This is a genomic window from Legionella bononiensis (assembly GCF_016786215.1).
GTDB lineage: Bacteria > Pseudomonadota > Gammaproteobacteria > Legionellales > Legionellaceae > Legionella > Legionella bononiensis.
Genome location: NZ_JADOBG010000015.1, coordinates 15,451 through 30,344, shown reverse-complemented (window position 1 = coordinate 30,344; position 14,894 = coordinate 15,451). Strand labels below are relative to the sequence as shown.

The following is a 14,894-nucleotide window of genomic DNA, read 5'->3' as shown; positions in this document are numbered from 1 at the left end:
TTCAGCACCTTGTAATCGTAATTTTTTCTTGAGAGGAACCGCTGCCGATAACCAATACGGCTTTATCAAAAACACCATCCACGATGTAACGACAACCCTGAAGGCGATAATTGACCATGACGGACTCTGATTTTTTAAATAGCCCTCGACTTCTTAAAACTAGCAGCGCGGGCGCTTCACTTTGAGCCATGGTTCTTGGCATCTCAATAATCGTTTTGACGCCATTGTTATAAACTCTAACTGGCTTAAATCGGGCATTGCCTTGAATTCGATAATTGAAGTTAAGATCGCCTAGATACTCATTGGTTTCTGGTAAGGTATCTACTTTTCGTCTTTCAGCCTGGATGCGTTGTAGTAACTGCCATTTGGCTTTTGCCTCATCAGGATAGGTAAATGAAATGTAAGGCATAAATTCGTTTCTATCTGACTTTAATCTAAAGTGATACGTTCTTCTGTCTGTGGTGACTACCAGAGAAGAATCAAGCCCTACATCTTTGGGTTTTATGAGCAGATGGATTTGTTGCATAGCCCCAGATCCTGTGATGGATGTTTCAACGACAAAGCGTGGGTCACCGACGTTCATGTCGTTAAATTGCTCACCTGGTTGGAGGGCAATATCACATACCTGTAAAGGCGCACAAACTACCCTGATTTGCCCTGAGCCATAAATAAAACTGACTGAACCATCAGAGGACGCAAAGGGTTTACTTGTTTTTTCTCCTTTTTGTGTACGCTCTGCAATATCTAAACCTTGTTTTTCCTGACTCGATAGCTTGGGTACAGTTTCCGAAAAATAATGTTCGGCCAGAATAGTGTTATCCAATGCAAAACTTGTGAGCGGTGTTAATAAACAAAATAGCTGCATTAATCTTTTCATTGCTGTTCTCCATGCTTTAATTCGTAGGACCAGTTAAAATCACGCACATAAATCAGGTGGGGATTTTTCAAAATGGACTCACTGGTGGCATCATTGATTTCATTCTCCTGATACATCGTAATCATCGCTTTCATCATGCGAGGCTTTTCTTTAAGCGATCCATCACGATTTCTCACCGTTTCAATCCAGTCGACTTGCCAGGTCTCATCGGATTCTTGAAGCACTGAACGTATGTCTATGCTCACAATCTCAAAGGCAGCTCTTTCAAAAGGATTTGATTGCTGTTTATCGCTATAGAACTCTTGAATCTTAGTCAAAGCTGCATCATTGGCATTTAAATAGGAATACACCTGAAAAACTGCTTTCTTTTGCAGTTCCGCATCAAGACTTACCATGCGAACGTTTTCAATAAAATGAGCAGCTGCAGCCCGATAATCATCAATGCTTGCGTCACCAACCTTATTAGCACGGGTAACTGACAAGGTATTGCCATTGGCATCTTGTTGAAACACCAAAGGGATAAACTTGGACTGGCTACCTATCGCGATGAGTCCACCAACTGCCGCCAATGCGATTAACAGGCTACCTAAGCCCACCAATTGCCAAACTTGTACTGATTTCATAAGGCCTGCAGTGTGGACATTCCAGGCGCGTCTGGCGTTGAGGTAGGGGTTATTCGTTATACTTTTTTTCATGCTGCTTCTCCGTACTGAGCCAAATGAATACCTTTTTCTGAAAGCCATTGAGAGACCCACTCATCTTCATACTTCGACTCTAATTGCTTCATACGCGCAATCGAATCGGGATCTGTTGCACCAACAAATGCCAAGGCATAAGGTCCTAACGCCAATTGATAAAGTCTTTGGCCTTTTTCACTGACGTAGTAGTAATCACGCTTGGGTTGAGCCGATGCTATGATGTCTATCTGGCGTGGATTTAAGCCCATGCGCTCATAAATGAGTCGGGTCTCAGGATCTCTTGCATACAGATTGGGTAAAAAGATTTTGGTGGCGGTTGATTCAACAATAATATCTAAGATTCCAGAGTTGGCTGCATGAGATAAATGTTGGGTTGCCATAAACACCACACAGTTTTTCTTGGCCATGGAGTCAAGCCATTCAGCAATCTTATTTTTAAACACTGGATGCGCCAGCATCAACCATGCTTCATCAAGCAAGATTAGGGTGGGGCGACCATCTAACGAGGTTTCAATACGCCTAAAGAGATAGAGCAATACCGGCAATGCAAATTTCTCACCTAGACCCATTAAATGCTCGATTTCAAAAGTCATAAAGGAAGACAAACCAAGCCCATCACTTTCTGCATCCAATAAATGCCCCATTAACCCATCTATGGTGTACTGCTTTAACGTTTCTCTAATGGGTTCATCCTGAATCGTCATGACAAATTCAGATAAGGTTTTAGAGCCACTTTGGTGCATGCTTAGAATGGCATGGCCGATTTCATTGCGCTGAGCTGGTGTGGTATTCAAACCATTCAAAGCTAGAATCGTATCAATCCACTCCATAGCCCAAGCCCGATCAGCTTTAGTTTCTAAAAACTGCAATGGCGCAAAGGCAAGGCGTGAGTCTTTACCTGCGATAGTGAAATGCTCCCCACCTGTTGCTTTACAGGTTGGATACATAGACATGCCTTTGTCAAAAGAATAAATACGCGCATCTTTATATCGACGCCAGGACAAGGCCAATAAACCAAGATGGGTTGATTTACCAGAGCGCGTTGGACCAAACATAATGCCATGGCCTAAGTCTCTGACATGAAGATTCAAACGAAATGGTGCATTACCGCTAGTGACACAGTGCAGCAAAGGCGGTGATTGAGGGGGAAACAGTGGGCAAGGCGCTTTATTTTCACCAGTCCAAATGCTAGATGTTGGCAATAAATCCGCCAGATTCATGGTATTCATTAGAGGTCGTCTGATGTTTTCAACACCATGGCCGGGTAGGCTGCCCATGAAGGCATCCATGGCATTAATGGTTTCTGTTCGTGCGCTAAAGCCTAAAGCGTTGATATTCTTTTCGATAAATAGAGCAGCTTTCTCAACGTTCGCTCTATCCTCATCCATTAATACAACGACAGATGTATAGTAGCCTTGCCCCACCATTCCTGAATTGGTTTCGGCAATAGCTGCCTGCGCGTCATTAACCATGCTGAGTGCATCTTCATCAACGATACCGGAGCTGGTATTAAACATTTGGTCAAAAAAACCTCTGACCTTTTGTTTCCACTTTTTACGGAACTTAGTGAAATGAGCTACAGCTTCATGAGGATCCATGAATATGAAGCGAGAATTCCAGCGATACTCCACAGGTAATTGAGTTAACAGCGTTAAAATACCTGGGTAAGATTCCATGGGGAATCCTTCAATAGCAACACACTGAATGAACTTTCGGCCAATTTTGGGTGTTATACCAGGTATTAATTCCTGACCGCCTATGAGTGCATCTAGATAAATTGGATTTTTAGGCAGATTAACGGGATGGTTAATTCCCGTGACACAATATTGGATGTATCTTAAAAAGTTATCTTGAGTAACTTTATGGTTTTCATTGATGAGTATTTCTGAGCCCAGCCTTTCCAGGTGAAGTGCAGCACTCATACGAGACTCAAAGTTTCTGCATGATTGCTTGAATGTTTCAATCAATTGATGGGTTTTTTCTTTGTGGTTTAATTTCTCCCCTGAATCATCAAACATCAATTCGACAAAACGCTTTTGGGCCAATACAGGTGGATACCAGGTTAGGGTGATAACAAAATAACCTTCATACAAAGCACCAATACTTTCAAAGTATTGTCTTCTTTCTTCGTCAACAGCCTTCGACACATGATCGGGAAAGTATGAAGCACTGCACTCACTGTAACTTGGAGCAGCACGTCTAATGGCATCTACATGAATCATCCAGCCATTACCCATAGAGGACATTGCCTGATTGATTCGAAAAGCCATCATTTCACGAGCTTCATCGGTAGTGTTGGCAATGTCTTCACCTTGATAAAGCCAGGCTGCCATAAACGAGCCATTTTTACCGATAATCACGCCATCATCGACAACTGCAGCATAATTCAGTAAATCAACCAATCCTGCTGTACGACTTCGATGTTTTTTGACATGGTGTTTACGACTTTTAATTTGAGCTGCGCTAAACAAAATACCTAATAGCAATAGCCCCGTAATACTGATTAAAAAGGTAATGAACTCAATCATAAATAACCCCCTTTATTATTACGAAAAGGGGTTGAACGAGCTGGGTAATATGCCTGATAGCCTCTTTGCCTTAGATAAACAGCTCTCATATAAGGGTCGGCTTTTGCCATGAGCCTTAAACCCTTTAAAGATAAAAACCAAAGGGCAAAGCCAAAAATAGCAGCAAGCCAATCTTGTGCTGCGAATACTAAGATTGCTGAAAGTAAACCTGAAAACATAACCAGCTCGCGGTCACCACCCATAAAAAGACTTGGGCGGTTACCACATCTGCGTATAGGAATAGTACGAAGACTCATGGTTGTGTCTCCATAGCACTTTTTGAGACTGAAGGTTTAGCAATTTCGGCTCCTTTTCCTGTAATTGCTGTCATGGTATTTTGTGCTGCAACCAAGAATGAAAGCACCAGTACAATAAAGAGAAGGGTTCGCAAAAAGCCATTCATTTCACCACCAAAAATCAGCGTGGCTCCCGCGCCAACCAAACCAATAATTGCTGCGGTAAATGCAAATGGGCCTGTTATGGATTTTTGTATTTTGGTGAGATACGAGTCAAAAGGTAATCCTCCGCCTGCGCTAGATGCACATGCAGGGTGTGTTATTAACAGAAGCAATAAAACAATCGCTCCCATCATCCATAGACTTCGATAATTTATATTAACTGCTTGGTTCATACCTATTCTCCTTAAATAAGTTGTTCAATGTTGTAATGACCGTTTTCATACCCTTTAACCGATATGATTTCTTCGACTCTGCGTCCTTGCGGGGTTCTTGCGATATGCACCACACAATGAACCGTCTCACCAATCAAAGGTTCAATTTCAGACGGGGCAGAGGGGTTACGGGTAATGAGTGATTTCAAACGATGAAGTCCTGCAAGACAGTTATTGGCATGCAAAGTAGCAGCACCACCCTCATGCCCCGTATTCCAGGCATCAAGTAAATCCAGCGCTTCACTGCCTCTAACTTCACCAACAAGGATTCGGTCTGGCCTCATCCTAAGCGTGGTTTTTAAAAGCTGAGTCATATTGACATCAAGAGTGGTGTGATATTGAACGCAGTTCTCAGCAGCACATTGAATTTCACCAGTATCTTCAATGATGAAGACACGCTCGGCTGGTGAGCTACAAACCATTTCATTGATAATGGCGTTCACTAAAGTAGTTTTACCAGAACCTGTACCGCCAATGACGAGAATGTTTCGATGTGCAATAACAGCCTTCTGAATCACCGCACATTGTGCTTCTGTCATAATTCCTGATTTTACATAGTCATACAGTGTAAAAACCGAAATGGCCTTTTTACGAATCGCAAAGGTTGGTTTTGATACCACTGGTGGCAGCTGCCCTGCAAAACGTGATCCATCCAGTGGCAGCTCACCTTCCAGTATCGGATTAAAACGGGTTACTTCCTTACCATGAAAGCCTGCAACAGTTTTAATGATGGATTCAGCACGAGCGTCATTGATACTACCTATACAACGCATTGTTTCACCAAGCCGTTCCTGCCAAAGTTTGCCATCTGCATTGAGCATGATTTCAACGGTTTTAGGATCACTTAGCGCCTGTTCAATCATGCCACCCAAATCACGCCTTAGCTTTTCACGGGCTCGGTCTTTAACCGTTATCCCTTGTTCTTCTTGTGCTTTCATACGAATAATCCTTGATGTTTTTAAGCTGACTTCAAGCCGTGTTTGAATTTGCTAATTAAACGGTCAACAATGCTTTCCTTATTGGAAGGAGAGTCGCTGAACCATTGATCTTTTTGGCGTTCTCGATAAATGCGTCTTTGAATTTCATCACGGTGAACAGGGATAGATTGAGGGGCATCGAAAGCAAGGCGAACTTCACCATCACGATAACCCACTACAGTGCAGTAAACCTCCTCACTGATAACAACTGATTCTCCAACTTTTCTTGTTAAAACCAACATAATGCGTCTCCTTTTGTTATTTAAATAAATAGGCCTTGCACTGCCTGATATTCTCTTCAGCCACTTCTTTGCTGGCTGGTTGATATTTTTCTGGTGCGACATTAAAAGAATTTCGTCTTTTAATATCACGACAAAAGCCAATCATTTGCGGCAGGGTAGGAGGCATTTCGCAATGATCTCGGCAATCAATAATGACCTGATTCAAAATCCCATCACTGAATTGACTTAAGCCCTCCAGCCACTCCTTCTTGGCAAACTCCAAAAAACCATCACTCTTGAACTGACTGCGCCACAAATGTCCGTAGTAAACTGCAAAGCGAGTAAACAAGTTTTCAATACACTTTTTTCTACTGTCGGTAGCATTGCAGGTTGATGACGTTTGACTGCTGGTATTCGTCTTCATCGGTGATTGCTGCGTCTCCTGTTTCTGGGTTCCAGAATGGATCAATGGCTCCGCTCTTAGTATTTGTGCCGCACTTCTCATTCCTTTTCTCCTGCGTTAATTCGACTTTGACTTCATCTTCCCAACATTTTTGAGACAACCAATTGGCTGGAAATTTCCATGCTGGAACCCATTCTCCATGTGCTTCTTTTGCTTCACGCGCTATGATTTGTTGATAAAGTGCTTGCAATATGCATTGCAGCAAAGCTTCATCTGGATTGATTTGTGTAAAGATTTCAAAGGCACGTTCACGAGACTTTTTCTCGGGGTACATACGCCAAAAATGGTCGAAGCGTTGTAATAAATAAATATAATTATTTTCTTCTATTAGAGGTGTGTCGGCTTTTAGGATTTCATCTGTGTCGGCTTTTGCTCCGATACCCTCAGAATACCCTGTATTTATAGGGAGTTTCGCATGCGACTTTGTGTCGGCTTGCTGTGTCGGGTTTGTGCCGGGTTTATTTTGGACACAATAACTGATATCCGCTAAAAGACATTTTAAAATAAGATGTTTATCGAAAGACTGAATAACTATAAGACCTGAGCGTTCAAGCCCTTTAACGGCTCGGCGAATTTGCTGACGGCTAGGACTTCCAGATTCTGTAATGCCTTGATGGGGTTCAATATAAAGTACTTCAGCCAGTGATTGGTAACTAATACGCCGCTTGATCCCTACTATGAAAGTATTGCGATCCATGTAGGGCCGAATCCCTCTTAAGTAGGTGATTTGCTGGATATATGAAAGCCCACAGAGCGCATCCAATTCCTTGTCATTCACTGTAAAGTACATAAATAATCCGTTATTCCTTAATTAAAAGTCTTAGCGCTCAATGAAACATGTGATAACATTTTGAGAACTTAAGACAAATAAATAGCTCTTAACGAGCTTAACTACTCGAAATGAGTAGTTATTAGATCTCAAAATAACACATATTGAGCTATAGTCAATATGTAAATGGACTAATTTATTAACCTAAAACCGTGGAATGGGTATGAACATCAAAGAGAAAATCGGCCAAAGAATTATGAATGAACGAAAGGCCAAAGGATTGACGAGAAAAGCATTGGCTGAGTTGACCAGTGAGTTGAAAATTTCACGTATAAATAATTATGAAAGAGGGGACCGTACCCCTGGCCCAACAGAAATTAAATTGTTGGCAGATGCACTAGAAGTTTCAGCTTCTTATTTGATGTGCTTAACTGATAGCCGTGAAGGGAAGATGACAAAATCCCTTGGTATGGGTGCCTTGATTCCTGTCTTGGATTACAAACAAGCAACTGATCCAGCTGCTTTCATCCAGAAAATCAAAGAGGATGTTGATACCAAAGTTGAGTTTATTCCTGTTAGTACAGCTGTCAGTGATAGCATTGGCAAAAATGCTTTTGCGCTGCAGATTAAGGACGAAAGCATGATACCTGAGTTTAGGATTAATGATGTCATCATCATAGATCCTGATACAAGCCCTAAGCCTGGTGATTTTGTAGTGGCCTTGATTGAAGTGGATCAGGAAATAATTGTTCGCAAATATAAGCAATTATCAGCCTCCAAAGAAGTAAGAGAATTTGAATTGATTGCTCTTAATGAGGATTGGGCTGGTATTCGTGTTGGTTCCAATGAAATGCAAGCCCAGATTATTGGATGTGGGATTAGTTTGGTTAGATCATTAACAGTATAGTCACTAATAGTTTGGGTTCTGCTCTCTTAATTTAGGTATCCTCAAATCAAGGAAAGATCATCTTAAACCAAACCCCATGGAGAAAAATCGCTGTTATGATAAGAAACGTAATTAAAATAATGTACAAATGGATGGTTTTCTTCTTTTTTCGAAATAAAAAGCTAAGGGTAATCAATACGATAATTGAGATGCCTAAAGAACCTAAAAACCATCCATCTGTAAACATGTTCATTTCTATTTAGTCACTCTTGGGTTGGTGATTGTGTCCTCCATTACCACCAAATCCTCCATCATAGCCACTTTCGGGGTGAGTTTGAGTAGATGTTGTTTTGGGAGTACAAGCTGACAAGCCAAAACTCAATAAGCCAATCAACACAATCATTTTAAATCCAATAGTATTCATTATTATCTCCTTAACACGATCCAGCTTTATTCTATCTACATCGTAACATATTCGTTCATTCGAAACCCAGTCATTCATCACAAAGACATTCATTAAGCCTTCATTTCTTGATATTTTGAATGTCCTTTGTGTGAATTAAGTAAACGCAACCCATTTGCAACAACAATTAAGCTCGCACCCATATCCGCAAATACTGCCATCCAAAGCGTTGCAAGTCCTCCTAAGGCCAGAATAAAAAACACCCCTTTTATCGCAAGGGATAAAGAAATATTTTGACGAAGAATGCGCGCCGTTTTTCGGCTTAAGGTAATGTATAATGGGAGCATAGCTAAATTATCATTCATTAACGCCACATCTGCAGTTTCTAAAGCAGTATCTGTGCCTTTCCCCATCGCAAAACTAATTGTGGCCTTAGCCAAGGCAGGGGCGTCGTTGATTCCATCACCCACCATTCCTACCGTGTTATAATGCGCTAAAAGACGATTAATTGCTTGTAATTTTTCTGTAGGCAGGACATTCGCTTGCACTTCATCAATCCCCACCTCCTTGGCAATAGCTTGAGCTGTCAGCGCATTATCGCCAGTTAACATCGCTGTTTTAAGTCCTTGTTGATGCAATGTGTCAATAGCCCATTGACTTGTCGCACGAAGGGTATCAGCTACTGCAAAAATCGCCAAAACTACTGATGAATTACTCAATATGACCGTCGTTTTTCCTTCTTCTTCCAAACGCTTGAGCTCCTGCTCTACAGCAAGAGAGCATACCTTATTATCCTCTGCCAATTGATGATTCCCAACGTAATGTAGTTCTTCACCAATAATGCCCCTTACCCCTCGCCCAGGAAGCGCTGAAAATTGCTCTACTTCAAGCAATGAATTATTAGATTGTTTTTGCCGGAAGTATTCCATCAAAGCATGAGCAACAGGATGTTCTGAATGACTATCAAGACTTGCAGCAAGTAATAATAAGTACTCTTCTGGTTGTTTTTTATCGTAGGTGATGAAATCAGTCACTACAGGTTTTCCTTCTGTTAAGGTACCTGTTTTATCCAAAGCAATACATTTTAGCTGGTGCCCTATTTCTAAATAGCTGCCTCCTTTAATAAGAAGACCATGTTGTGCCGCTGAGGCTAATCCGCTGACCACCGTCACTGGCGTTGAGATGACTAAAGCACAGGGGCAGGCTATCACTAGCAAGGTGAGCGCTTTATATACCCAATCATAAAAAGGATAACCTAACACCAATGGAGGAATTACAGCAATTAAAAGTGCTATTAACACCATAATAGGGGTGTAATATTTGGCAAACTCATCAACAAAGCGTTGTGTGGGGGCTCGCTCACTTTGCGCCTGTTCAATGGCCTTACCAATTTTAGCAAGCAATGTATCGCCTGAAGCCTTACTGACTTTGACTTCAAAAGCACCGTGCTCATTTAAAGTCCCCGCAAATACAATATCCCCTACTTGCTTACTAACTGGCATGGACTCGCCTGTAATCGGTGCCTGATTAACAGTACTTTGTCCCGATATTAGTACTCCATCAAGCGGGACGCGTTCACCGGGTTTTACTTTAAACACGGCACCGACTGCAACTTCTTCTACAGGCAAAGTCTGCCATTGACCATTATCCATCTTAATCTGAGCTACCTCAGGCGCAATTTGCATGAGACTGCGGATGGCCAAACGTGCCTTATCCAGAGAATAACGCTCGATGCGCTCAGCAAGCGCAAATAAGACAGTGACCATGGCAGCCTCCGGCCAGGCACCTATAATCATAGCCCCTGTGATTGCAATCAACATCAAACTGTTAATGTTCATAGCTTTGGTACGTAGCGCTAACAAACCCTTTTTAAGGGTAGGTGGCCCGCTTAAGATAATGGCCAGCACCGCAGGAAGAATTACCCAAATTGATTGCTCTGTTGCCCAAAAATAAGCGGCTAGCTCAGAGAAAAGCGCTAAAAAACCTGCCAAAGCAATAAAAGGCCATGAAGAATCAACTCGACTCTCTTCTTTTGCCGAAGAGGTACTGCCCTGAGTGCGCACGCTCATGCCTAATGCTTCGATTTGTTTTTGCAATACATCAATCGCAGGAAGACGATGGTGAACGGTCACTTCTTCAGCAATGAAATTAAAATCCATCTGTTCCACTTCAGGAATCATTTCTAATTGCCGCCTGATTAATTGCTCTTCAGTCGGGCAATCCATTCCCGCAACAAAAAAAGTGGTTACGGTTAAAGGCTTTGTCATAATGAACTCCCGCATTGGCCGCAAAATTTCGCACCAGCAGCAACAGTGGCACCACAAGTGCATAAGCTATTCTCAAGTCCGCTGCCACATTGACTGCAAAAGCGAGCCCCAGGTATAAGAGAAATCTTACAACGTGGACAATTCAATCCTGAAGCGGAAGGGGTGGTTGAGTAATTATCGTGTTGGTTTGTTTGACCATGATGAGAATTTCTGTTTCTGCCATGGTGACCGCCTAATGTCCCAAGCATTCGTTTTAAAAAACTCATGCTAATTCTCCGTTTCTTCAGTAAAGTGTTTGAGCATATCCTCTAAAATGCAACGAACATGAGAGTCATAAATGCTATAGTAAATATGTTTGCCTTCGCGATTGGCCATTAATAGGCGAGCTGAGCGCAACAAACTTAAGTGATGACTGGCTAAGGGTACTGATAGTTGTAGTTGCTCAGCCAGATCCGAGACCGATTTTGGGCCATCTAAACATACGATGAGAAGCCTTAAACGGTTGGCCTCACCCATCAGATGCAAGATATCGCTAAGCGTTACAATTTGGTCTTGGGTTAGCATAATCATTTCAACAGTTAAATAAGTATTTAACTATTAGTGTAGCTCATTCTTAAAAGTTGTCAAAATAAGGCCCGTTGTCTTTGTTTAAAAAAGCTATACTTAAATGAGAATAGTTATATTTAAGGAAGAAGAATGACATCCCTTCTTTCAAATCATGTCCTTCTTATCATTTTAGGATTTACTTTTTTTATGGGACTGATTTTGATGATTCTAGCTACAGGAAGTTCCGGTCACAAAATGAAATGTATAACAAATTTTGGATTTTACCTCGCTCTTATTGCGGCGTTTTTCTTTGCAGTCGTTTTCTTCATAGATGTCTTACCAATTACCTTAAAAATGATACGATAACCAGAGGGCAGACTCACCAGAAATTATGAGATATCACTGGATTTTTTAATTAATGGTTTTTTATATCGCTCATGAAATAGATAATACAAGCCAGGCAATACTAAGAGTGTTAGAAAAGTTGATGAAATAATGCCGCCTATGACAACCGTTGCCAAAGGACGCTGAACTTCAGAACCGGTGCCGGTGGCTAAAGCCATGGGCACAAAGCCTAAAGAGGCTACCAAAGCTGTCATCAGAACCGGACGAAGCCTTGCCAAAGAGCCTTGCAATACCGCATCTTTTAAATACATTTTTTTCTGATCATGCAGCTTATTGATAAAAGTAATCATGACCAGGCCATTAAGGACAGCCACTCCTGATAAAGCAATAAACCCAACACCTGCTGAAATGGACAAGGGAATACCTCGAAGCCACAGTGCAAATACCCCACCGGTTAATGCTAATGGAATGCCACTAAATACCAAGAGTGCATCTCGTACTCGACCAAAGCTCATAAACAACAGTAAGAAAATGCCTAATAAGGTGATAGGAACGACGATTTGTAGTCGTTGAGAAGCGGATTGCAATTGCTCAAATTGCCCACCCCAAGTCACCCAATAACCACTTGGGATCGTGACATTTTGCTCAATACGGTGCTTGGCTTCATTCACAAAGGAGCTTAAATCCCGATTACGGACGTTAGCACTGACCACTATCCGCCGCTTGCCGCTTTCTCGACTTATTTGATTAGGGCTTTCACTCCGCACCATTTTGGCTATTTCACTTAACGGAATAAAATGCCGTTCGCCATCTTTGGCTTGTGGTAAAGGAATAAATACTTGGCGCAAAACATTAGGATCGGTGCGCAAACTCTCGGGCAAACGCACTACCAAATCAAATCGTTTGTCCCCCTCAAAAAGCTCACCACCTTTTTTGCCGCCTGTAGCGATGACAATAGCATCTTGTACTGTCCCAATTTGTAATCCATAGCGCGCCAGAGCATCACGATTGATTTCAATGGTCAGAAGTGGCAAGCCACTGACTTGCTCGACTTTAACATCCGCAGCACCAGAGACTTGTTTTAATTGGGCACTAATAGCTTCTGCCACCTTGAGCAGTGTATTCATGTCATCACCAAATACTTTCACTGCGACATCACTTCGAACCCCAGAAATCAACTCATTAAAGCGCATTTGAATGGGTTGGGTAAACTCATAGTTATTCCCAGGGACTTGCTTGACTGCTTCCTCGATTTCCTGGACTAGCTCCTGTTTGGTTTTCTTGGGGTTAGGCCAATCTTTTCGAGGCTTTAACATAATAAAGGTATCCGCAACATTGGGCGGCATAGGGTCAGTGGCCACTTCAGCAGTTCCTAGTTTGGCAAAAACACGTTTGACTTCTGGAAATTGACTTATCCGCTCTTCCACTAAATGCTGCATGGTAATGGCTTGCGTTAAACTGGTTCCTGGAATACGCATCGCGTGCATCGCAATATCGCCTTCATCAAGGCTTGGAATGAATTCACCACCCAATCTAAAAGCAAGCAGGAGACTCATTGCGACCAAAGCAACCGCGCCTCCTATTACCATCTTTCTGGCATGAAAACAACGGCGCAAGGCCTTCGCATAAGTAAGGGAGAGGTAGTGTACCAACCAATTTTCCTTTTCTTGTACGCGCCCATTTAGAAAAATCGCAACTGCTGCTGGAACAAAAGTTAGAGCAAAGAACATGGAGGCAAGCAACGCTGTAATTACCGTTTCAGCCATGGGTAAAAACATTTTTCCTTCAACACCAGTTAACGTCAAAATCGGTAAATAAACGACGGTGATAATGAAGACACCAAAGATGCTGGGCCGAATCACTTCAGTGGTTGCATAAGCAATGACTTTCAAACGCTCTTCTAAATTCAAAATACGATGAAGCGCATGCTGTTGCTCACCTAAATGCTTAATGCAATTTTCAACAATAATCACTGCACCATCTACAATTAAACCAAAATCAAGAGCGCCCAAACTCATCAGATTAGCACTAATTTTATTAGATACCATGCCAGTAATAGTAAGTAGCATCGATAAAGGAATCACCATAGCAGTTATAAGTGCTGCACGAATGTTGCCTAAAAAAAGAAACAAAATAACGCAAACAAGCAATGCGCCTTCCAGTAAGTTTTTCTTAACTGTGTTAATGGTGGCATTCACCAACAAGGTTCGATTATATACTGTAAACGCTTCGATGCCTTCTGGCAGTGATTTATTAATCTCTTTCATTTTGGCAGAGACTCGCTCAGACACGGTGCGACTGTTTTCACCCATGAGCATGAATACAGTGCCTAACACTACCTCTTTGCTGTTCTCCGTAGCAGCCCCTGTGCGCAACTCCTTACCCAAGGCTACTTCCGCTACATCACGAATTCGAATAGGTGTCCCCTCAAAACTTGCTATAACAATGTTTTCAATATCAGAAATGTTTTGTACCTGTCCAGGCACTCGAATTAAATTTTGCTCGCCATTGGTTTCGATATAACCAGCACCGACATTGGAGTTATTACGCTCTAATGATTCAACCACATCATTTAAACTTAACCCATAGCGAACCAGCTTCATGGGATCTGGCGTGATATGAAATTGCTTTTCATAGCCTCCAATGGTGTTTACTTCGGCAACACCTTCGACATTACGCAGTTGCGGTTTAATAATCCAATCTTGAACGGTACGGAGTTCCGTAGGATTATAACGTTGACTGGTTGGCACATTGGGCTTATTGGTTACCGTGTACATAAAAATCTCACCTAGCCCTGTTGAAATTGGACCTAGGGTGGTTTCTACTCCGGGCGGGAGCTTGTCTTTTACTTCTTGCAGCCGCTCATTAATCAATTGGCGTGCAAAATAAATGTTCGTTCCGTCTTTAAAGACTACCGTGACTTGTGATAATCCATAGCGCGATAAAGAGCGTGTATAATCCAGATTAGGTAATCCACTCATGGCTAATTCAATAGGAAAGGTAATTCGCTGCTCTACTTCAAAAGGCGAATACCCTGAGGCCTGGGTATTGATTTGTACTTGCACGTTGGTGATATCGGGTACCGCATCAATGGGCAAGCGTTGGAAATTATACGCGCCATAGAGAGCAATGACTGTCGTAAACAACAGAACAAACCAGCGATGTTTTAGGGAAAAACGAATTATTTTTTCAAGCATCAACAATC

Annotated in this window: 15 protein-coding genes; 1 reads left to right on the top strand and 14 read right to left on the bottom strand. The window is 42.0% G+C overall.

Annotated elements, in window-relative coordinates; genetic code table 11:
* Nucleotide 1 precedes the first annotated feature (1 nt).
* The 9 genes from trbG to IZU94_RS10075 are packed head-to-tail and all read right to left on the bottom strand — an operon-like array spanning nt 2 to nt 7,263.
* The gene (gene trbG / locus IZU94_RS10115) at nt 2-877 is read right to left on the bottom strand and encodes a P-type conjugative transfer protein TrbG (protein WP_203110324.1); all 876 of its coding nucleotides are present in this window, start codon (nt 875-877) and stop codon (nt 2-4) included.
* Nucleotides 874-1,572, bottom strand: a complete 699-nt coding sequence (locus IZU94_RS10110) for a conjugal transfer protein TrbF (RefSeq protein ID WP_203110323.1) — start codon at nt 1,570-1,572, stop codon at nt 874-876. The genes trbG and IZU94_RS10110 overlap by 4 nt, the downstream gene beginning before the upstream one ends.
* Nucleotides 1,569-4,103, bottom strand: a complete 2,535-nt coding sequence (locus tag IZU94_RS10105) for a VirB4 family type IV secretion/conjugal transfer ATPase (RefSeq protein ID WP_203110321.1) — start codon at nt 4,101-4,103, stop codon at nt 1,569-1,571. Before IZU94_RS10105 ends, IZU94_RS10110 begins: the two co-directional genes overlap by 4 nt.
* Nucleotides 4,100-4,399, bottom strand: coding sequence for a conjugal transfer protein TrbD (locus tag IZU94_RS10100; RefSeq protein WP_038839093.1), 300 nt, complete (start codon nt 4,397-4,399; stop codon nt 4,100-4,102). Before IZU94_RS10100 ends, IZU94_RS10105 begins: the two co-directional genes overlap by 4 nt.
* Entirely contained in the window at nt 4,396-4,773 is a 378-nt protein-coding gene (locus IZU94_RS10095; RefSeq protein ID WP_018576441.1) for a TrbC/VirB2 family protein, read from the bottom strand. The genes IZU94_RS10100 and IZU94_RS10095 overlap by 4 nt, the downstream gene beginning before the upstream one ends.
* 11 nt (nt 4,774-4,784) lie before the next feature.
* On the bottom strand, nt 4,785-5,750 hold the full coding sequence (gene trbB, locus IZU94_RS10090; RefSeq protein WP_203110319.1) for a P-type conjugative transfer ATPase TrbB: 966 nt from the start codon (nt 5,748-5,750) through the stop codon (nt 4,785-4,787).
* Between the two features lie 20 nt (nt 5,751-5,770).
* Complete coding sequence (gene csrA / locus IZU94_RS10085) at nt 5,771-6,031, bottom strand: carbon storage regulator CsrA (protein WP_018576443.1); 261 nt, start codon at nt 6,029-6,031, stop codon at nt 5,771-5,773.
* A 16-nt stretch (nt 6,032-6,047) separates the two neighbouring features.
* Nucleotides 6,048-6,359, bottom strand: a complete 312-nt coding sequence (locus IZU94_RS10080; RefSeq protein ID WP_203110486.1) for a Vir protein — start codon at nt 6,357-6,359, stop codon at nt 6,048-6,050.
* A 19-nt stretch (nt 6,360-6,378) separates the two neighbouring features.
* Nucleotides 6,379-7,263 carry an LvrA C-terminal domain-related protein gene (locus tag IZU94_RS10075; RefSeq protein ID WP_203110318.1) on the bottom strand — a complete coding sequence of 295 codons (885 nt, stop codon included), beginning with the start codon at nt 7,261-7,263 and terminating at the stop codon, nt 6,379-6,381.
* A gap of 202 nt (nt 7,264-7,465) precedes the next feature.
* Here IZU94_RS10075 and IZU94_RS10070 point away from each other — a divergent pair, with 202 nt between their 5' ends.
* Nucleotides 7,466-8,149 carry a helix-turn-helix domain-containing protein gene (locus tag IZU94_RS10070; RefSeq protein ID WP_203110317.1) on the top strand — a complete coding sequence of 228 codons (684 nt, stop codon included), beginning with the start codon at nt 7,466-7,468 and terminating at the stop codon, nt 8,147-8,149.
* A gap of 238 nt (nt 8,150-8,387) precedes the next feature.
* Here the strand turns inward: IZU94_RS10070 and IZU94_RS10065 are convergent, their stop codons facing one another.
* The 5 genes from IZU94_RS10065 to IZU94_RS10045 form a co-directional block, all read right to left on the bottom strand.
* Entirely contained in the window at nt 8,388-8,552 is a 165-nt protein-coding gene (locus IZU94_RS10065; RefSeq protein ID WP_203110316.1) for a hypothetical protein, read from the bottom strand.
* A 92-nt stretch (nt 8,553-8,644) separates the two neighbouring features.
* Nucleotides 8,645-10,798 (bottom strand): heavy metal translocating P-type ATPase, encoded by a 2,154-nt coding sequence (locus tag IZU94_RS10060; RefSeq protein ID WP_203110315.1) that lies wholly within the window; start codon nt 10,796-10,798, stop codon nt 8,645-8,647.
* Entirely contained in the window at nt 10,795-11,064 is a 270-nt protein-coding gene (locus IZU94_RS10055) for a zinc ribbon domain-containing protein (RefSeq protein WP_203110314.1), read from the bottom strand. The genes IZU94_RS10060 and IZU94_RS10055 overlap by 4 nt, the downstream gene beginning before the upstream one ends.
* 1 nt (nt 11,065) lies before the next feature.
* Complete coding sequence (locus IZU94_RS10050) at nt 11,066-11,362, bottom strand: ArsR/SmtB family transcription factor (protein ID WP_203110312.1); 297 nt, start codon at nt 11,360-11,362, stop codon at nt 11,066-11,068.
* Between the two features lie 371 nt (nt 11,363-11,733).
* Nucleotides 11,734-14,886, bottom strand: coding sequence for an efflux RND transporter permease subunit (locus tag IZU94_RS10045; protein ID WP_203110310.1), 3,153 nt, complete (start codon nt 14,884-14,886; stop codon nt 11,734-11,736).
* Nucleotides 14,887-14,894 lie beyond the last annotated feature (8 nt).

Coding starts and splice junctions, on each gene's coding strand:
- trbG (WP_203110324.1), bottom strand. CDS start 877: ATGAAAAGATTAATGCAGCTATTTTGTTTATTAACACCGCTCACAAGT.
- IZU94_RS10075 (WP_203110318.1), bottom strand. CDS start 7,263: ATGTACTTTACAGTGAATGACAAGGAATTGGATGCGCTCTGTGGGCTT.
- IZU94_RS10105 (WP_203110321.1), bottom strand. CDS start 4,103: ATGATTGAGTTCATTACCTTTTTAATCAGTATTACGGGGCTATTGCTA.
- IZU94_RS10110 (WP_203110323.1), bottom strand. CDS start 1,572: ATGAAAAAAAGTATAACGAATAACCCCTACCTCAACGCCAGACGCGCC.
- IZU94_RS10070 (WP_203110317.1), top strand. CDS start 7,466: ATGAACATCAAAGAGAAAATCGGCCAAAGAATTATGAATGAACGAAAG.
- csrA (WP_018576443.1), bottom strand. CDS start 6,031: ATGTTGGTTTTAACAAGAAAAGTTGGAGAATCAGTTGTTATCAGTGAG.
- IZU94_RS10100 (WP_038839093.1), bottom strand. CDS start 4,399: ATGAGTCTTCGTACTATTCCTATACGCAGATGTGGTAACCGCCCAAGT.
- IZU94_RS10095 (WP_018576441.1), bottom strand. CDS start 4,773: ATGAACCAAGCAGTTAATATAAATTATCGAAGTCTATGGATGATGGGA.
- IZU94_RS10045 (WP_203110310.1), bottom strand. CDS start 14,886: ATGCTTGAAAAAATAATTCGTTTTTCCCTAAAACATCGCTGGTTTGTT.
- IZU94_RS10050 (WP_203110312.1), bottom strand. CDS start 11,362: ATGCTAACCCAAGACCAAATTGTAACGCTTAGCGATATCTTGCATCTG.
- IZU94_RS10065 (WP_203110316.1), bottom strand. CDS start 8,552: ATGAATACTATTGGATTTAAAATGATTGTGTTGATTGGCTTATTGAGT.
- IZU94_RS10060 (WP_203110315.1), bottom strand. CDS start 10,798: ATGACAAAGCCTTTAACCGTAACCACTTTTTTTGTTGCGGGAATGGAT.
- IZU94_RS10055 (WP_203110314.1), bottom strand. CDS start 11,064: ATGAGTTTTTTAAAACGAATGCTTGGGACATTAGGCGGTCACCATGGC.
- trbB (WP_203110319.1), bottom strand. CDS start 5,750: ATGAAAGCACAAGAAGAACAAGGGATAACGGTTAAAGACCGAGCCCGT.